Raw genomic sequence first — 18,676 nt, forward strand, 5'->3', positions numbered from 1 at the left:
GGGGCAACGCGCACCAAGATCATCGACCCAGTCGACTTGCATACCCATGACTCACGCTTCCCTAGCGCAAGAGCCGCGTCCGTCGAGCTCGGCTCCCGTCGATCGGGAGGCCGATTCCCGCGACCTGCCGAGCCCGCCGCGTTACGCAGCCTGGATCGCCTCGCTGCTCCTGCTCGCCGTGATCGTGGGCGGTGGTCTCGGCCTCACGGCCTGGCGCCGAGGCCAGATGGCGGCGGCCGCGGCAGTTCAGCAACCCGAACCGGTCGCCGTCGTGACCGCTGACCTGGCTCGCATACTGCCCTACCAGCGCACGAGCACCGCGATCGGCACGGTGCTCGCTCTGCGCTCGGTGACGCTTCGCAACGAGGTGGCGGGCACGGTGGTCGAATCGCGCCTCGAGGCCGGAGCCATCGTCGAGGAGGGAGAGCTCCTGGTCGCGCTCGACGTGAGCGTCGAGCAGGCGGAACTCGCCGCGCTCGAGGCTCGAGCGGCGCTGGCGGCCACGCTGCTGGATCGCACGGAGCGCGCGAGCGCCAGCCGGGGCGCGAGTCAAGCCGACGTCGATCGTGCTCGCACCGAGCGCGAGGTCGCTGATGCCGATGTCGCGCGGACGAAGGCGGAGATTCGACGCAAGACCCTGCGCGCACCCTTCAGGGCGCGGATCGGCCTCTCGGACGTGCACACAGGTCAGTACCTGGACCAGGGAGCCTCCCTGACCACGCTGCAGGGCGCCGATGACGCGGTACACGTCGACTTCTCGGTACCCCAGGACACCGCCGCCGGCCTCTTGGTCGGGCAGCAGGTCTCGGTCGTCGCGGGACCCACGGAGTCGTTGGTCGAGGCCCGCATCGTAGCCATCGACGCGCGGGTGGACCGCTCGACCCGCAACAGCCTGGTGCGGGCGCGCATCGAGGGGACTCCGGCAGCCCCCGGCTCCTCGGTTCGCGTGCGGGTCCCGCTCGGGCCCCCGCGCGACGTGCTGACGGTGCCCGTGAGTGCGCTGCGTCGGAGCCCCGCGGGTGACCTGGTGTTCGTGCTGGTGGACGACGGTCAGGGCGCGACCCGCGCCCATGAGCGGCGAGTCGACGCGGGCGCCGTCCTGGGTGACGCGGTCGTGATCGAGAGCGGGCTCGTGGCGGACGAGCGAGTCGCGGTGATCGGCTCGTTCAAGTTGTACGAAGGGGCGCGCGTCGACGTGGCTCAACAGTCCCCGGCCGCTGGCGCGAGCGCGGCGAATTAGAGGTCTCCCTTGCGCGCTTTCACGGACATCTTCATCAAGCACCCGGTCCTGGCGGTCGTCGTCAACCTGGTGATCGTGCTCGTCGGTCTGCGAGCTGTCTTCTCGCTGCCGATCCAGCAGTACCCCAAGCTCGAGAGCTCGTCGGTGATCATCACGACGGCCTACCCGGGCGCCAGCGCCGAAGCCGTACGGGGCTTCCTGACCACGCCGATCGAACGCGCGGTCTCGGCGATCGGCGGGGTGGATCACATCGAGTCCACCAGTCGGGCCAACCTCAGCACGATCACCGTGCACCTCGAGCTCGGTCACTCGACGACCGAGGCCTTGGCCGAGGTCACGGCGCGGATCCAGCAGGTGCGCTCGGAGATTCCGGGCGACGCGGAGCCGCCGCGAATCGAGGTTCAGCGCGCGGACCGGCCCTACGCGACCTTCTACATCAGCTTCTCCTCCGAACGGCGAAGCGTGTCGGAGCTGACCGACTGGCTGGGACGGACGATCCAGCCGCAGTTGGCCACGCTGCCGGGGATCCAGCGCGTCACGAACTCCGAGGGCGGGCGCCCGATCGCGATGCGGGTCTGGATCGATCCCGACAAGCTCGCGGAGCTCGATCTGTCCCCGGGCGACGTCTACGGCGCCCTGCAGCGCAACAACTACCTCGCGGCTGTCGGTCAGACCAAGGGCCGCGAGGTCCAGGTCGACCTCTTGGCCAACACCGATCTGCGGACCGTCGAGGAGTTCGAGGACCTGATCGTCGCCGACCGCGACAGCGCCGTCGTGCGGCTGTCCGACATCGCGCGCGTGGAGCTCGGCGCGGAAGAGGCGGACCTGATCGCCAAGTACAACGCGCAGCCCAGCGTGTACCTGGGCGTCTGGCCCTTGGTCGGCGCCAACGAGATCGAGGTCGCCGCCGGCCTGCGGGCGGAGATGGAGCGTCTGCGTCCGACCCTGCCGGCCGACGTCGAGATGCGCCTGGTCTGGGATGGCACGGTCTTCATGCGCGACGCGCTGAAGGAGATCACCAAGACCCTGGCTGAGACGATCGCGATCGTCGGCCTGGTGGTCTTCCTCTTCCTGGGCTCGCTCCGCACCGCGCTCGTGCCACTGGTCGCCATGCCGGTGTCGCTGATCGGTGCGGTGATGGTGATGATGGCGCTGGGGTTCAGCCTGAACCTGCTCACCATCCTCGCCATTGTTCTATCGGTGGGCTTGGTGGTCGACGATGCGATCGTGGTCGTCGAGAACGTCGAGCGGCACGTGCACCTGGGCAAGACGCGCGTCGACGCCGCCATCGCCGCGGCGCGGGAGCTTCTGGGGCCGATCATCGCGATGACGATCACCTTGGCTGCGGTCTACACCCCGATCGGGTTCCAGGGCGGCCTGACCGGCAGCCTGTTCCTCGAATTCGCGATCACCCTGGCGGCGGCGGTAATCGTCTCGGGCATCGTGGCGCTGACTCTCTCGCCCGTGATGAGCTCGCGCTTCGTCCGCACGAGCGGCAAGGAGAGCCGGCTGACCAAGCTCGTGAACAAGGGCTTCGATCGCGTCCGGCGGATCTACGCCTGGTGCCTCGCGGTCGCGCTCGACATGCGCGCCGTGGTCGTCGTCGCCGCGCTGCTGGTCATGGCCGCCGCCTACCCGCTCTACTCCCTCTCGAGCCGCGAGCTGGCGCCGGTCGAGGATCAGAGCCACATCAGCATGTTCTTCGACGTGGCGCCCGACGCCACGTTGTCCGCCGTGGACGAGGGCTCGCGGCAGGTCGCGACGGCCATCAATGCGCTCCCCGAGGCACGCTTCATGTGGTCCCTGGTGGGCAACTGGGGCGGGTTCGGCGGGGTGGCGATGAAGAACTGGAAGGAGCGAGAACGCTCGACCGAGGAGCTCTACGGCCAGGTCTACGGCGTGGTCTCGCAGATCCCTGGCGTGCGCGTCTTCCCGCGGCTCGATCCGCCCCTGCCCACCTCGGGTCAGTACGACGTCGAACTCGTGCTGCAGAGTGACGCTCCCTTGGAGGAGATGCTCCCGCTGGTCGGGGCCGTCGTCGGCGCGGGCTGGCAGAGCGGCAAGTTCCTGTACGTCGATACCGACCTCAAGGTCGACCGGCCGGAGGCACGGGTGATCATCGACCGCGAGCGGGTCGCGGACCTCGGGCTCGATCTGGCTGGCGTCGGACGCGAGCTCGGCATCCTGCTCGGCGGCGGGTACGTGAACCGCTTCAACCACTTCGATCGCAGCTACAAGGTGATCCCCCAACTGGGGGACGCGGAGCGCGCGACGGTGGGACCGCTGCTGGACCTGAAGATCAAGACGCCCGCCGGCGACTTGGTACCGGTGTCCACGTTCACCCACATCGAGTCCAGCGTGGCACCGCGCGTGCTCAACCGTTTCCAGCAGCGCAACGCCGTGCGGGTCTTCGGCGGCGTGGCTCCGGGCGTCACCAAGGAGGAGGGCCTCCGCACGCTGGAGTCGGCCATCGCCAAGCTGGGGCCGCGGGGCGTCGAGACGGACTACGCCGGCGAATCGCGCCAGATCCGCAAGGAGGGTTCGGCACTCGTCGTCACCCTCGGCTTCGCGATCGTGCTGGTGTACCTCGTGCTGGCGGCCCAGTTCCGCAGCTTCCGCGATCCGTTGGTCGTGCTGCTCGGATCGGTTCCGCTGGCGATCTCGGGGGCCCTGCTGTTCAGCTTCCTGGGCCTGACGACGATCAACATCTACTCGCAGGTGGGGTTGATCACCCTGGTCGGCTTGATCGCCAAGAACGGGATCTTGATCGTCGAGTTCGCGAACAGTCTGCAGGAGAGTGGCCTGGAGAAGCTGGTTGCGCTGCGCCAGGCGGCTGAGATCAGGCTGCGCCCGGTGCTCATGACCACGGCGGCGACCGTCTTCGGTCACCTGCCGCTGGTGTTCGTCACCGGTCCCGGGGCGCGAGCCCGCAACAGCATCGGGATCGTGTTGGTGGCGGGCATGGTCATGGGCACGGTCTTCACCCTGTTCGTGGTGCCGGTCTTCTACTCCCTGATCGCTGTCGATCACCGCGCGCGCAACGCGCGCCAGGCGCAGGCGCAGGAACGCGAGCGCCGCATGTTGCCCACGCCGGCCCTGGAGCCCGCCCGATGAGTTCACGAACCGTCGACGTCCGAGCCCTGCGTCGGGTGCTTCCGCCCGCGTTGCTGCTTCTGGCCGCCTGCACCACGGTCGGCCGCGACTACGAGCCTCCGACGCTCGAGGTATCCGAGGGCTGGCGCGAGGCGCGGTCCGCGGGCCTGTCGGGCAGCGAGGTCGATACCGCCCTCTGGTGGCAGCGCTTGGACGACCCTCTGCTCGACGAGCTGGTGGCGCTCGCGGTGAGCGACGGATTGGACCTCCGAGCGGCCCTGGCGCGCGTGCGCGAGGCCCATGCACTGCGAGGCGTGGCCCTGGGGGAGCGCTACCCCGCGGTTCAGGCGACGGGATCCTACGCTCACAGCCGAGCGAGCGAGAACACCCCGTTCGGCGCCTTCGCGACGGAGACCGACATCCACTCCATCGGCATCGGAGCGTCCTGGGAACTCGATCTGTGGGGCCGACTGCAGCGCTCCTCGGAGGCGGCGAATGCCCAGTTCGAAGCGAGCCTCGAGGACGCACGCGCCGTTCGTGTGGCGGTGGCCGCCGAGATCGCCTCGGCCTACGTCGACCTGCGCGCGTTCCAGGCCCGCCTCGCCATAGCGCGCAGGAACGTCGAGCTGCAGGAGCAGACCTTGTCGCTGGTCGAGGCGCGCTTCGACTCAGGTCTCGTGAGCGAGCGCGACGTCGCCCAGGCCGGCACGAACCTCGGGTCGACTCGCGCGCGTGTCCCGGCCCTCGAAGCGGGCCTACGCGCAGCCGAGAACCGCCTCGCCGTGCTGGCCGGCGTCCCGCCCGGGGCCCTCGCCGCGAAGCTGTCCGCCGTGCGCCCGATTCCCGTTCCGCCGCGAGACGTCGCGACGGGCCTGCCGGCCGAGTTGCTGCGTCGCCGGCCGGACATCCGGTCGGCCGAGCGCCGCTACGCGGCCGAGGTGGCACGCGTCGGGGTGGCGGAGGCGGAGCTCTACCCCCGCTTCGAACTCACCGGCATGCTCGGCCTCTCGTCGAATGGCGCCGGCAAGCTGTTCGAGAGCAGCAGCAGGACCTACGACTTCGGACCGTCCATGACCTGGACCCTCTTCCAACGCGGCCGTCTGCGCCAGCTCGTGGAAGCCCAGGACGCGCGCGCCGATCAGGCGGCCATCGCATGGGAGCAGACCGTGCTGTCCGCGCTCGAGGAGACCGAGAACGCGCAGACCGCGTTTGTTCGGGAGCAGACCCGTCGGGAGGCGTTGGCGTCGGCGGCGGGCCAGGCCTCGCGGGCGGTCGAAGCCGCTCGCAGCCAGTACACGGAGGGCTTGTCCGACTTCCAGGCGGTGCTCGATTCCGAACGCGCGCTGGCCGAGCTCGAGGACCAAGTCGCGGCCTCGACCGCAGCGATCACCTCGAACCTGATCGACCTCTACCGCGCCCTGGGCGGGGGCTTCGAGGCTCAGACGGACGGCACGCCGGTCGGTGAGGCCGATTAGAGCGTCGCGCACCAGGGTGACGGGTTCCGGGCCATGCGGCCAGTCGCGGTCGGAGGTCGGGAAGCGTGCGCGGGCCCGCAGGGGGGTAGGGAGCGCGAGAGGGGCGGGCTCGGCTCGGCGCCGATCGAGCGCGCGTCGAGAGGGCCGCCGCCCGCTGACGCGACTCGGACCGGGTCGCTCGCCGGGGGGCGCAGCGCCGAGGTCGCGCGGAGGTCGACGACCGACGCGGGCCGGCGGTAGGACCCGAGGTTGTGGCGCGACGTCCGCCTCGACTTGCGGCGCATCGACGCTCGTCGGCTCTTGACTGTTCCGCGCTGGCGCGTCCCTGTCTCGCCCGCGCAGGGGCGCGGCGCCGTCTCACCGAGCCGAAAGTGCTCGCAGCTCGAGATTCGAGGTCGGCGCAGTTCGGTCCGATCGAGGTGGGACGTTCACAAGCACGAAGCCGCCGATCGGAGTCGGCGGAGTGAGCGCGGACGAACGACTGACTACCTGGGGAGGTCCTGGGGGAGAGCGTCCGCGGACTGTCCGGACCCGATCCGCGCGAGGGCGCGCGGCTGGCGGCGGCTTCGTCCTTTACCCATGCAAACTCAGACTCTGTTCCGTTCCGTTCCCACCTGGCGGGGCCTCGCGGCCGGCGCCCTCTTGGTCTCCGCCCACCTCGCCGTGCTGCCGGTGGTCGCAAGCGCCCAGTCGATCGAGGGCTTTGACGTCAGCGCCGCCGCCCAGGAGCGTTCGGGTGACGTCCAGTCGCCGTTGCGCGCCAGCCAGTTCCGCGCCGCCGGCGCCGAACTGCTCGGCGTCGACGCGTCGAACGCACAACTCATCCTCGACCGCATCGAGGGTCCCGTCGTGCTGCCCGAGACCGGTCGCACGCTCTGGATCGCTTCGGTTCTCCTCGGCGACGAGCGCAAGGTGACCGTGGCCCTCGACGCCCTGGGGCAGAGCGTCGACCTGGAAGCGGCGAAGATCGCCGAACGCGTGGTGGCCTTCCAGCGTCGCGGCAAGTTCACCGCAGCCCTGGCCGAGCGCATCGACCTCGCCCCCGGCGCGACCGTGCGAGTCGCCGCCTGGATCGACGTCGAGGACGTGGACGCCGCGCGCCTCGAGCACGCCGCTGCCATTGAGGCCCTCGACGAGGCCGGCCAACTGACCGAAGCCGACGTGGACTACCACCTGGCCGAGATCGCCCGCAAGGTCGCAGCCACGATCGAGCCCGAGACCGCTCGCTTCGCCGAAGACCTGCGTGGCCTCGGGATCGTCGCCGGCGCCGATACCCAAGCGCCCCTGGTCTTCTTCGAGACCGACCTGGCTCGGTTGCAACAGATCGCCGACGACCCGCGGGTGCTCGTCCTCGACGCCGCGGACACCGACTTCGCGCCGCGTCTCGAGAACGCCTTCGAGGAGGTTCGCGCGGACAAGGTCTACTCGAACTACTCGTGGGCGAACGCGGACTACAGCCGAGTCGGCATCGTCGAGGGCGGTCGGCCCTGCGCGGGCAGCTTCCTCGACATCGTCGAGTTCCGGCAGAGCGGCAGCAACTCGAGCCACACCACCGGCGTCGCCTCTTGCGTCGCCAGCTCGCACCCGACCGAGACCGGGGTTGCCAAGGGCGCGCGCCTCTACGCTGCCAACGGTGCGACTTTCTCGTCGAACCAGACCTTCACCTCGGGCTTCCAGGGTTCGGTCGACGCGATCACCTGGGCCATCTCGCGCGGCTGCCACATCATGAACCTGTCCTACGGCGCCGGCGCCCCGGGCAGCAACGTGACCGGCTTCGACAAGTACCTGGACTACGTGGCGCGCTACAACGCCCGTACCCTGGCCATCGCCTGCGGAAACTCCGGCGCCTACGCCGGTGACCCCGGGGCCGGCTTCAACCAGATCGCCGTCGGCAACTTCACCGACCAGAACGACTACAACTGGACCAGCGAGTCGATGGCCAGCTCCTCCTCGTGGCAGAACCCGACCACTGGGGTCGAGACGCCTCAGGTGGCGGCGCCCGGCACCGGGCTGACGATGCTCGACTGCTCCAACGGCACCAGCTACAGCGCCAGCGGAACGTCCTTCTCGTCGCCCATCGTCGCCGGTATCGCGGCGCTGATCGTGGATCGCGTGCCCAGCCTCGGGAGCTGGCCCGAGCCCGTGCGGGCGATCGTGATGGCCACCGCGTGGCACAACATCGAGGGTTCCAGCCGCCTGTCGTCCAAGGACGGCGCCGGCGGCGTGAGCGCCTACGCGGCCTTCCGCGTGGCCGGCCGCGGCAAGGGCAACGGCTACCAGTACGGGACGCTCTACCCGAGCAGCTTCGACTCCAGCGGGCTCTACACCACCAACACCGTCTGGGTCTCGGCCGGAACCAAGGTGCGCGCGTGCCTGTCCTTCGACTCGCAGGTGAAGAAGAGCTCGATCTTGTCGTTCACCTGGTACGACAGCACCCTCGACAGCGACTTGGACTTCCGCTGCTACAGCCCGAGCGGCGCGCTCAAGTCCAGCTCCTCGTCGAGCGTGCAGCCCTTCGAGATGCTCGAGTTCACGGCGACCGAGAGCGGCTACCACACCTTCAAGGTGCGCAACTGGAGCTTTGGCGGCTCCAGCGAGTACTTCGGGACCGCCGTGTCGCTCTCCTACGAGAGCGGCGAGTGAGGCCGATCGGCGACGCTCAACGAGCGTCGCCGCCCCGTGCTCCTGCTCGTGGCGGTCGTGCCGGGTGCAGGGGTGGGAGTCGGGATCTGATGGCCTGACTCCGCAGCTCGTCGCGGCCGTTCGAAGGCTCGGCCTCGCCACCGCCACGGGACGTCGGATTCCGCTCCGGTCCTGGGTCGATACCTCGACGTCCCGCGGCGGATCGACGCTGGTGAATTCCTCCGTCAGGAGTCCCCGCGGACAGCAAGCCGGGCCGCCGGGGGCTCTGACCGGAGACAGTCTCCGGCGACAGCGATTCCCGCGCCCCCCCCGATGGACGGCGAGGGTCACTTGGTCGCGGCAGCCCCTCGAGGTTGCCGCGACCTCTCGCGTTCGGGGCGGGGCCCTTCGACTTCGGTGCGAGAGATCGAGGGCCGACGTCGCTACGCTGCTGCCGTGGCGATGCGATTCGCACGGAGCCTCGGAGCCCTGGCCGCCGACCGACCGCGGTTGGCGCCTTTGCTCGTGGGCTCCGGCGCAGCATTGGCCGTCCTGTGGCTGCTCTGGGCTCTGCGCGCAGAGGTCGGGGTGAACGTGCGCAGCTCCCGAGCCACGGTCGTGGTCGAGCGAGGTCGATTCGATCTGGTCGCCTCCGTCGAGGGACGAGTGGCGAGCGCGTCCCTGGAGCTGGGTGCCAGCGTTGGCGCGGGCCAAGTGCTTGTCGAGTTGGAGGCGGGTGATCTGGACCTGCGCGCCGAACGTGCGGACGGGCGCCTCGTTTCAGCGCAGGCGGAGCTCGAGCGCGTGGATGCCGAGCGCGAAGCGCGCGAGCTGGCCCTGCGCGAGGCGAGTGCGAGCGCCACCGCCGCGGTGGCTGCCCGCAGTGCCGGTCGTGAGCGCCTGGACCTGAATGCTCAACTCGCCGCCGAAGAGCTCGAGCGCAAGCAGGGGCTCTCCGCCAGCGGCGGGGTCTCGGAGCTCGAGTTGTCGGTCTACCGCACGAGGCTGGCCATGGCGCGGGCGGACTTGGAGGTCGATCGGAGCGAGTCCGAAAGTTCGGCCGCTGCGACGCGACAACAGGACGCCGAGCGCGGCGCCGAACTGGAGGCGCTGGCCGGGCGCCGCGAGCAGCTCGCCGGCGCGATCGCCCAGGCTCGGCTGGATCGCGCCCAGGTCGAGATCGAGCGGGAGTCGCGCCGGATCCGCGCGCCCAGCGCCGGTCGCCTGGCGGAAGCGCGACGCCTACCCCCGGGAAGTTGGGTCGCCGCGGGCGAGACCCTGGCGACCGTCGTCGAGGCCGGCCCGCTGCAGGTCGTGGCCGAGCTGCCCATCTCCGCCGCGGCCGGGCGAGTCAGGGTCGGCCAGCAGGCCGAGATGGAGCTCGACGGATTCGCCTGGAGCCGCTTTGGCCGCCTGCCCCTGGTCGTCGCGCGCGTGGCCGCCGAGCCGCGCGACGGCGCGATCCGAGTCGAGCTCGCCCTCGACGGCGAACCACCTGCGGGTCTGCCACTGGAGCACGGCCTGCCGGGAACCGTCTCGGTGCGCGTCGAGGAGCTCACACCGGCCGAGTTGCTGATCCGGTCGGCCGGGGGCGGGCGATGACCGACCGGCGACCGGACCCGCGTGCGCGGCGCTGGGTTCCCGAGGTCGTGCAGACCTCGGACCTGGACTGTGGACCGGCGGCCCTCGCGGCCCTGCTCGAAGGCTGTGGCATCCCGACCTCGGCAGCGCGTCTGCGCGAGGCCTGTCAAACCGACGTCGATGGCACGTCGATCGAGGCCCTCGGCGAGGTCGCGAGGCTCATGGGCCTTTGCTGCGAACAGCAACTGGTTCCGCTCGACGGCCTGCTCGATCGAACCGAGGGCGTCGCGCCGGCGATCGTCGTCACGCGCGGGCCGGGTGGGGGCTTCCACTTCGTGCTGCTCTGGGGCACTCGCCTCGGTCGGGTGCAGGTCATGGACCCCGCCGTCGGTCGCCGTTGGTTGGGCGCGGACGAGTTCCTCGGCGAGGTGCACCCGCACCGCGCGCGCCTGTCGGAGGAACGCTGGAGAGCCTTCGCCCAGGGGCCGACCTGGCGGGCCCTGGTCCTGCGGCGCCTGGCCAGCCTGGGCTGCGGCGCCGGCCTCGCGAAGCGCCTGGTCGACCAAGCGCTGGAGGACACCAGTTGGCACGGGCCGGCGCGTCTCGAGGCCGCGATCGACTTCGGTCGCCGACTCGTGTCCGTGGGCGGTGCGCGCCGCGGGCGCGAGGTGCTTCGTCTGGTCGAGGCGACCCTGGCCGAGGCCGCGGCCGAACCCGAACACGAGTTGGAAGTGCTGGGCGAGGCCCACTGGGCTACGCGGCCGACCCCCGGTGTCCCGGGGGAGCTGCTGGTCCGTGGCGCAGTCGTGCTGCGTGCGCTGGGTCGGAGCGATGCACCAGCGCCGCTCGGCCTTCCAGCCGCTGCGCGGGACTCGCACGGGCAGGCCGCGACGGAGGACGACCGCCCCGGCCACAGGCATGAGCCCATGCCCCGCGAACGCCCGGCGGCAGCGGCCTCCCGCTCCGCTGCCCTCGCCGCGGCCCGGAGCGAGCCGCGGCCGCGACCCTGGCGGGCGATCTGGAACGCCCTGGCCCCCGATGTGCCCAGTGTCCTGCCTTGGCTCGTCCCGGCCCTGCTGTTGGCTGCGGCGGCTGTGATTGCCCAGGGGCTGCTGTTCCAGGGCCTGATCGAGGTCGGGCGATCCCTGGGCGGGACCCTCGAGCGCGGCATCGCCGTCTTCGCCCTGGTCCTGTTCCTGATCGCGGCGCTGCTGCTCGAAATTCCGGCGATGTCGTCCCTCCTGCGCCTGGGTCGACGGCTCGAGGCTCGTCTGCGCCTGACGTTCCAGGAGCGCCTGCCGCGCGTCGCTGAACGCTTCCTGGCGAGTCGTACGACCTCCGACGTGTCGGAGCGCGCCCACGCGGTCACAGCCCTGCGCCAGCTCCCGATGGTGGCCTCGCGCGCGGTGCGCGTCACCGCGCAGCTCGTGTTGACGGCCGCGGGGCTGGTCTGGCTCGACCCAGCCAGCCTTTCGCTGGTGGTGGCGGCCTGCCTACTCGCTCTGGCGATTCCCGTCCTGGCCCAACGCACCCTCGGCGAGCGTGATCTGCGAATGCGCTCCCACGGCGGCGCGCTGACTCGCTTCTATCTCGACGCGTTGCTCGGCGCGATCCCGATTCGCACCCACGGCGCCGGCCGGGCGCTGGCGGGCGAGCAGGAGGCGCTGCTGGCGCGATGGCAGCGGGCCGGCCGCTCGCGCCTGACCGCCGGAGTCTGGGTCGACGCGGTCCAGGCGGGACTGTCCCTCGGGATCGCGGCGACGCTGGTGCTTTCTCACCTGCTGCGCGACCCCGGTTCCCCCGGCCTGCTGCTCTTCGCCTACTGGTCCCTCGGGCTGCCGACCCTGGCGGCCGAGCTGATCGCGGTGGGGCAGATCCTCCCGGCCATGCGCGCGGTGGCCCTGCGTTGGATCGAGCCGCTCGGTGCGCCGGAGGAGGAGTCGACCGTGGACGTCGAGTCCGTCGATTCGATCGCCGCGAGCGACCGAAGGGGTCTGCCCGCGGGCGAGACCGGCCTGCGAGCGGCGGGGGCCAGCGGCGCAGCGACGATCTTGCCGGGTCCCGGCTCGCCGTCGACCACGCCTGGCGTGGCAACCGGGGTCGCCATTCGGTTCGAAGGCGCCGCGGTCATGGCCGGTGGGCGCTCCGTGCTCGAAGCGATCAACCTCGACATCGCCGCCGGGGAGCACGTGGCGATCGTGGGCGCTTCGGGGGCGGGCAAATCGACGCTGCTTTCGCTGCTCCTGGGATTCTCCTCGCCCAGCGCTGGTCAGCTTCACGTGGACGGCGCCAGCCTGCGGGGCGAGCGCGTCGCGGAGCTGCGACGCGCCACGACCTGGGTCGATCCCGAGCTGCAGATCTGGAACCGCTCCCTCGCCGACAACCTGCGCGACGGCCTCGCGGGTGGCGTCCCCGCGGACCTGGCCTCGGCGATCGATGCCGCTGAGTTGGAGTCGGTGGTGGAAGGGCTGCAGGGCGGACTGCAGGAGGCGCTCGGCGAGGGCGGGCGACGCCTCTCGGGTGGCGAGGGCCAACGGGTTCGACTGGCTCGCGCTTTCCTGCGCGACGCACGCTTGGTCCTTCTGGACGAGGCCTTCCGCGGACTGGATCGCGCCCGGCGTGTGCGCTTGCTGGCGACGATGCGAGCGCGATTTGCCGGCTCGACCCTAGTGTGCGTGACCCACGACATCGACTGCGCCCTCGATTTTCGGCGGGTGGTCGTGCTCGAGGCCGGGCGGGTGGTCGAGGACGGCGACCCGCGCGAGCTCGAGCGCGCCGATTCGCGCTTCGCGGAGTTGCTCGCCGCCCATCGCAGCTTGGTGGAGCGCTTGGGTGGAGACAGCGGCTGGCGCCGGTTGGTGCTGCGCGACGGGCGGCTTCGCTCCGAAGGCGCGCGGCAACCCTTGGATCGGCGCGGCACCTACGAGGTTGGTGCTGCCGGAGACGACGGCCCGCCCGAGGACGGGGAGCCGCGGTGAAGCACGACGTTCTCGTGACCTGGGACGTGCGCCGAGCGGGCGAGGCCCTGGCAGCGCTGGCGCGGGTGGGCGGGCTCGAGTGCGACGGCGTCGAGCGCGCCGCAGGAGGCGGGGCTGCCCCCGCCGAACGTCGCGAACTCGACGTGTTCCTGCGCCGCGAGGGCGCGCGGCAGGCCCTCGACGTCGAGTCGCTCGAGTGCACGTGGCGAGAAGTCGCGGACGCCGCGCGCTTCGCCGCGCCGTGCCTGGTCGAGCTGCCCGACGGCGAAGGGGGACTGCGCCTGCTAGCGCTCCTGGGGGGGCGCGGACGCCATCTGCGCGTGGTCGAGCCGAGCGGGCGGGTGCGCCGGGTGTCGACGCGAGCGGTGGTCGACGCCGTCCGCGCCGGACTCGACGCCGTGCACGGGCCGCGGGTCGAGGCGCGGCTCGCCAACGCAGGTCTGCGCGGGCATCGACTGCGCCGCGCGCGGGAGGAGTGGCTGGCCCAGTCGCTGGGCGCCGTGCCGCTGTTCTTCGGCTGGGTCCTGCGGCCCCGTCCCGGGTCGCCTTTCCTGCGCCAGTTGCGGAGCTCGGGCGCCCTGGCCGACCTCGCGCGATCGGTCGCGACCCACGGGTTGGCCCACGTGACCTTCGTGGCGGCTTGGATCGCACTCGGTCGCGGCGCGCTGACGGGCCATTTCGAGCCGGGTTGGGTGCTGTTGTGGTTGCTGCTGCTCGCGACCCTGCCCCTGCTCGGCGCCCTCGAGTCCCTGTGGGACGGCTTGTTCGGCCTCCGCGCGGGGACCCTGTTGAAGCGGCGCCTGCTCCACGGGGTCCTGGCGATGGAGCCTGACGAGCTGCGCGCCGAGGGCGCTGGCCGCGGCTTGGGTCGAGTGCTCGAGAGTGAAGCGGTCGAGCACCTGGCCGTGGCCTCCGTGACTGGCGTGCTGTTGGCGGCGATCGAGCTGCCCGTGGCGTTCTGGGCCCTGGCGGCTGGGCCGACCGGTGGGCGCGGGGCGGCCCTGCTCGCCCTGTGGGTCGTGGGCTCGGTCGCCGCCAGCGCCTGGGTCCTGCGCGCACAGGTGCGCTGGACCCGCGGTCGGCTCGCCGCGACCGAGGACCTGATCGAGCGCATCGGTGGACACCGGACTCGCGTGGCGCAGCAAACTTCCGACCGACTGCACGCCGGCGAGGACGAACTGCTCGATCGCTACCTCGCCGCCGGAGCCAAGCTCGATCGGCGGGTCGTGTTGGGCAATCAGCTCCTGTCGGCGACGTGGCTGATCGTCGGCTTGGCCGTTCTGGGGTCGCACTTGGCTGCCGCAGGGGTCGGGGCGACCGCGGTCGCCGGCGGACTCGGGGGGTTGCTGCTCGGAGTGCGGGCCCTGGCCAGGGTCGGTGCGACGGGAGGCCAGGTGGCCGGCCTGGTCGCCGCCTGGGACCTGGTGGGTCCGCTCTTCAACGCCGCGGCCGAGCCCGAAGCCGCGGGCGACCCAGCCGCCGTTCCGCACCCACAGCGCCGCGACGGTGGGGAGCCCGCCGAGTGCGCGCCGCGCACGCTGCTGTCAGTGCGCGGCTTGGGCTTCGGTTGGCCCGGGCGCACCCGCGCGCTGTTCGAGGACGTGGACCTCGAGCTGCGGCAGGGCGATCGCGTGCTCCTGGAGGGCGCATCGGGCGCGGGCAAGTCGACCCTGGTCGGAGTCCTGTTGGGCCTGCGGCGACCGACGTCGGGCGTCGTCCTGCGTCCCGAAGGGGATCGCGCGACGGTGGGCGCCGAGGGGTGGCGCCGCGGCTTGTCGGCCGCGCCCCAGTTCCACGAGAACCACATGTTCGCGGCCAGCCTCGCCTTCAACCTACTGATGGGGCGCCGATGGCCGGCGAGCGACGAGGACCTGCGGGAGGCGGAGGAGGTCTGCACCGAGCTCGGGCTCGGCCCGCTGATCGAATCGATGCCCGGCGGCCTGCAGAGTCAGGTCGGCGAGGGCGGCTGGCGACTCTCCCACGGCGAACGCAGCCGCGTCTTCCTCGCCCGCGCGTTGCTGCAACAAAGCGACGTCGTCGTGCTCGACGAAAGCCTCGGGGCGATGGACCCGGAGAACCAAGAACTCGCGGTGGCCTGCGCGGCCCGGCGCGCGCCGGCCCTATTGGTCGTCGCTCATCCTTAGAGTCGTCCCGCGCTTGGCCAAGCGCTGGCCCCAGGGACGTCGAGTTGCGCCACGTGCGCGAGTCCCGGTCTCAGGCCGCCACGGGTGGTTGATGGGCGCGGATCCTGGTGACCGAACCGGGCTACAATCGCGCGCACCGCTGCAGCCCGACTCGAAGTCCCCGGCGCGCTCCACAGGTGTGGCGTACCGACCGGTCCGGACTTCGGGGCTGCCTCCCGCGGCGTTCCCCAGTCGCGGAGCGATTCGATCGCGCCGCAAACCCAAGGAGTGACCAGGATGGAGAAAAGACAGGACGAGCCCTTCTTCGCGCGCTTTCTCGAGGGGCAGTTCCCCGCCGTCGAGAGCAACTTGAGCGCCGGCAAGAAGGGTGGCGGAGGCGGCGGTTTCCCGCCCGTGACGACGATGAAGTACCCGTCGGACGACGACGAGGAAACCACGATGAAGTACCCGTCCGACGGCGACGAGATCTGAGCTGAATCCGTCTTCTCGGTCCAACTCCGAGATGCTGAGCTCGCTCAGGACGCAGGGGCCCTCGCAGCGATCGGTTCGCAGCGGGGGCTCCTCGCATGGATCCGCGACCGAGCTGCGGAACTGAATGCGTCAGTGAACGGCACAGTCGAACCGCGTCTTCGATCGATGCATTCGCAGCGAGTCGTGGGGCAGGCCGCGGGAGGAGGTCGAACCCCGCCGCTGCTGACGGGTTCACGGACGGGTCAGTGGGTGGATCCGGGCAGGAGCTTCGATGGGCGGCCCCAGGGGGGGACGACTGCGATTCGGGGGGGCGCACCGTCCCCGGGGACGCAGCGTGCGTGCGTGCAGTCTTGGCTCACGTCACGCCCGAACCCCGGCGCTGGCGAGGAACCTGCGGCAGGCGTAGTCTCCACCGGTCGCGCGCCCCTGGCGTGTGCAACCCGCGTCCCCACGCGATGCGTGACCCCCGAGACATTCACGTCTCCAGGTCATTCGAGCGCGGGGACCTCCCGCGATGCGGCTGGTCCGCATCCAGAAGAACCGGAGATCCACATCCCATGCAGAAACCCGAGAACAAGCCCTTCTTCGCTCGTTTCCTCGAGGGTCAGTACCCCGAGGTCCAGACGGACATCCAAGCCGGCAAGGGCGGCATCTGGAGCACCAACAAGTACCCGTCCGACGCCGACGAGGACGTCACGATGAAGTACCCGTCGGACGGCGACGACGACGGCCCGACGAGCTGAATCCGGACCGACCGATCGCCGCAGCTCATCTGCGGCGAGTCTCCGATGCCGCGCGTCGCGCTCCCCGCGGCGCGCGGCATCTCGATCGATGCACTGACGCAGAGTGCGCGTCCCGCGTCGCGAAGCTCCCCACCTGATCCGATGCCCCCCGAAGCGCGAGATACCGTGTTGGTGCTGACGCACAGTGCCGACGAGTACGTGATCGATCGCGTCGATGCGGGCGTGCGAGCGAGGGGTGCGCGGACCTTCCGGTTCGATACGGATACGTTTCCCGGCGAGCTGCGCCTCTCGATGCGAGTCGGCGACCGCTGGCGGCGTGTCGCGCGCGACATGCGCGGCGGGACCCCGCGGGAGCTGGACCTGGAGCGGGTCTGTGCGGTCTGGTCGCGCAAGATCTGGCCCGGCAAGGGCGATCCGAAGCTCGATCCGGCCTACCGCGCCTCTTGCGACGTCGAGTCACGCGCCGCCTTGACCGGCTTCCTCGATGGTCTCGACCAGGTGCCGTGGATCAACCGGCCCGCTGCGGCCGCGCTCGCGGCGGACAAGCTGCGCCAGTTGCGAGTTGCACGGGAGGTGGGTCTGGAGATTCCTCCGACCCTGGTGACGAATGATCCGGAGGAAGTGCGCGCGTTCGCCGCGGACGTCGCGCGCGGGGGCGGGAACCTCGTCGCCAAGTTGCTGACGCCTCTGAGCATCTCCATGGGAGCGCCGCCCGTCGCCGTGCGCACCAGCCGCGTGCCACCCGCCGCCCTGGAGCGCGAGGCGCTCGAACAACTGCGCCACGCTCCGATGGTGTTCCAGGCCGAGATCCCCAAGCGCACGGAACTGCGCATCGCCGTGGTGGGCGAACGGGTCCTGGCGGGCGAGATCGTGTCGGACGGCGACGATACGCCTGGGATCGACGTCGACTGGCGTCGCGGCGATGCGAAGCGCGGGAGCTGGCGTCCCGCCGAGGTGCCGGTGCATGTCGCGGAGGCCTTGGCCCGGCTGCATCGGCGCCTGGGGTTGGTCTACGGCGCCGTCGACCTGATCGTCACCCCCGACGAGCGCTGCGTCTTTCTCGAGACCAATCCCGGCGGCGAATGGGGCATGCTCGAGCGCGATGCCGGTCTGCCGATCGGCGACGCGATCGCGGCGGCCCTGCTCGAGCCGTCGACCGGGAGCCGAATCGAAGTCGAACCTCAACCCGAGAGCTGCCCTTGAAGGTCCTGATCCTCACCAAGTCCGACGACAATCAGTCCATCGCCGACGTCACGCGCGCCTTGAACGAGCGCGGGGCCGAGGTACTGCGGTTGGACACCGATCACTTTCCGGGCGAGGTACGCATGTCCGAGCGGGCCGGGGCGGAGGGGGTCGAGCTCGAGCTGACGACCCCCGCCGGATCGGCGCGGCTGTCCGAGGTCGACGCGCTCTGGCACCGCCGCCTGGCCTTCGGAGCTCGGCTGCCCGAGGGCATCGACCACCAACAACGGGTGGCGGCGATCGAAGAGAGCAAGCGCAGCCTGATGGGCGCACTCGGCGCCGCGCCCTGCTTCAAGGTCGATCCGATGTGGCGCATCCGGCACGCCGGACAGAAGTCGCTCCAACTTGCGGTCGCGCGCGAGGTCGGACTCGATCTGCCGCGGACCCTGGTCTCCAACGACGCCGACGCCCTGCGCGAGTTCTGGGATGCGTGCGACGGCAAGGTGGTGGCCAAGATGCAGTCCTCGTTCGCCATCTACGACGACGATGGCAACGAGAACGTCGTGTTCACGAACACCCTGTCCCAAGCGGACATCGACGACCCCCAGGGTCTCGAGCTCTGCCCGATGACCTTCCAGGAGAAGCTGGAGAAGCGCTTGGAACTGCGCGTCACCGTGGTCGGCGACCGGGTCTTCAGCGCCGCGGTGGACTCGGCCCGCATGGAGGGCGCCGAGGTCGACTGGCGCCGCAAGGGCGCGCAGTTGATCGGTGCCTGGAAAGAGCACCAGCTTCCGGCTGACGTCGAGCGCGGCTGCCTGGACCTGATGGACCGGCTGCAGCTCAACTACGGGGCGATCGACATCGTCGCTACGCCCCAGGGGCGCCACGTTTTCCTCGAGGTGAACCCCTCCGGGGAGTTCTTCTGGCTCGAGCGCGAACCGGGGCTGCCGATCGCCGCTGCCCTCGCGGATGTGCTCACAGGTCGCGCACCGCGGCGCGAGGAGCTGCACGAGACGATGTCGGGGGCGGGGATCGCGGCAGTCATGCCGCAGCGCGCCTGAGACCGCGGCGGGGGCGCGGGGGGGGCGCGGGGGCGAGGTCCGCGGCGACTCCGGGGTGAATCCCGAGGCCAGCCGCGGTCCCGCAA

11 protein-coding genes are annotated in these 18,676 nt (G+C 71.0%); all 11 read left to right on the top strand.

The window, feature by feature from the left end:
- Positions 1–46 precede the first annotated feature (46 nt).
- The 11 genes from Pla133_RS07480 to Pla133_RS07530 all read left to right on the top strand — a co-directional run bounded on the left by Pla133_RS07480 (position 47) and on the right by Pla133_RS07530 (position 18,590).
- Positions 47–1,240 (top strand): efflux RND transporter periplasmic adaptor subunit, encoded by a 1,194-nt coding sequence (locus tag Pla133_RS07480; protein ID WP_145064303.1) that lies wholly within the window; start codon positions 47–49, stop codon positions 1,238–1,240.
- Positions 1,241–1,249: 9 nt separating this feature from the next.
- The gene (locus Pla133_RS07485) at positions 1,250–4,354 is read left to right on the top strand and encodes an efflux RND transporter permease subunit (RefSeq protein WP_145064304.1); all 3,105 of its coding nucleotides are present in this window, start codon (positions 1,250–1,252) and stop codon (positions 4,352–4,354) included.
- Positions 4,351–5,808, top strand: a complete 1,458-nt coding sequence (locus Pla133_RS07490) for an efflux transporter outer membrane subunit (RefSeq protein WP_145064305.1) — start codon at positions 4,351–4,353, stop codon at positions 5,806–5,808. The genes Pla133_RS07485 and Pla133_RS07490 overlap by 4 nt, the downstream gene beginning before the upstream one ends.
- A gap of 579 nt (positions 5,809–6,387) precedes the next feature.
- A complete protein-coding gene (locus Pla133_RS07495) occupies positions 6,388–8,451 on the top strand; it encodes a S8 family peptidase (RefSeq protein WP_145064306.1) in 2,064 nt (687 codons plus the stop codon).
- 435 nt (positions 8,452–8,886) lie between these two features.
- Positions 8,887–10,032: an HlyD family secretion protein gene (locus Pla133_RS07500; protein ID WP_473091802.1), complete on the top strand. Its 1,146-nt coding sequence runs from the start codon at positions 8,887–8,889 to the stop codon at positions 10,030–10,032.
- Entirely contained in the window at positions 10,029–12,989 is a 2,961-nt protein-coding gene (locus Pla133_RS07505) for an ATP-binding cassette domain-containing protein (protein ID WP_145064308.1), read from the top strand. Before Pla133_RS07500 ends, Pla133_RS07505 begins: the two co-directional genes overlap by 4 nt.
- On the top strand, positions 12,986–15,133 hold the full coding sequence (locus Pla133_RS07510; RefSeq protein WP_145064309.1) for an ABC transporter ATP-binding protein: 2,148 nt from the start codon (positions 12,986–12,988) through the stop codon (positions 15,131–15,133). The genes Pla133_RS07505 and Pla133_RS07510 overlap by 4 nt, the downstream gene beginning before the upstream one ends.
- A 276-nt stretch (positions 15,134–15,409) precedes the next feature.
- Positions 15,410–15,604, top strand: coding sequence for a microviridin/marinostatin family tricyclic proteinase inhibitor (locus tag Pla133_RS07515; protein WP_145064310.1), 195 nt, complete (start codon positions 15,410–15,412; stop codon positions 15,602–15,604).
- A 557-nt stretch (positions 15,605–16,161) separates the two neighbouring features.
- On the top strand, positions 16,162–16,347 hold the full coding sequence (locus tag Pla133_RS07520; protein ID WP_145064311.1) for a microviridin/marinostatin family tricyclic proteinase inhibitor: 186 nt from the start codon (positions 16,162–16,164) through the stop codon (positions 16,345–16,347).
- Positions 16,348–16,488: 141 nt separating this feature from the next.
- Positions 16,489–17,550 carry an MvdC/MvdD family ATP grasp protein gene (locus Pla133_RS07525; RefSeq protein WP_145064312.1) on the top strand — a complete coding sequence of 354 codons (1,062 nt, stop codon included), beginning with the start codon at positions 16,489–16,491 and terminating at the stop codon, positions 17,548–17,550.
- On the top strand, positions 17,547–18,590 hold the full coding sequence (locus tag Pla133_RS07530; protein WP_419192217.1) for an MvdC/MvdD family ATP grasp protein: 1,044 nt from the start codon (positions 17,547–17,549) through the stop codon (positions 18,588–18,590). Before Pla133_RS07525 ends, Pla133_RS07530 begins: the two co-directional genes overlap by 4 nt.
- The last annotated feature ends 86 nt before the right edge of the window (positions 18,591–18,676 follow it).

Source organism: Engelhardtia mirabilis, from assembly GCF_007748095.1.
Lineage (GTDB): Bacteria > Planctomycetota > UBA1135 > UBA1135.

Coding starts and splice junctions, on each gene's coding strand:
- Pla133_RS07480 (WP_145064303.1), top strand. CDS start 47: ATGACTCACGCTTCCCTAGCGCAAGAGCCGCGTCCGTCGAGCTCGGCT.
- Pla133_RS07490 (WP_145064305.1), top strand. CDS start 4,351: ATGAGTTCACGAACCGTCGACGTCCGAGCCCTGCGTCGGGTGCTTCCG.
- Pla133_RS07495 (WP_145064306.1), top strand. CDS start 6,388: ATGCAAACTCAGACTCTGTTCCGTTCCGTTCCCACCTGGCGGGGCCTC.
- Pla133_RS07505 (WP_145064308.1), top strand. CDS start 10,029: ATGACCGACCGGCGACCGGACCCGCGTGCGCGGCGCTGGGTTCCCGAG.
- Pla133_RS07515 (WP_145064310.1), top strand. CDS start 15,410: ATGGAGAAAAGACAGGACGAGCCCTTCTTCGCGCGCTTTCTCGAGGGG.
- Pla133_RS07520 (WP_145064311.1), top strand. CDS start 16,162: ATGCAGAAACCCGAGAACAAGCCCTTCTTCGCTCGTTTCCTCGAGGGT.
- Pla133_RS07525 (WP_145064312.1), top strand. CDS start 16,489: ATGCCCCCCGAAGCGCGAGATACCGTGTTGGTGCTGACGCACAGTGCC.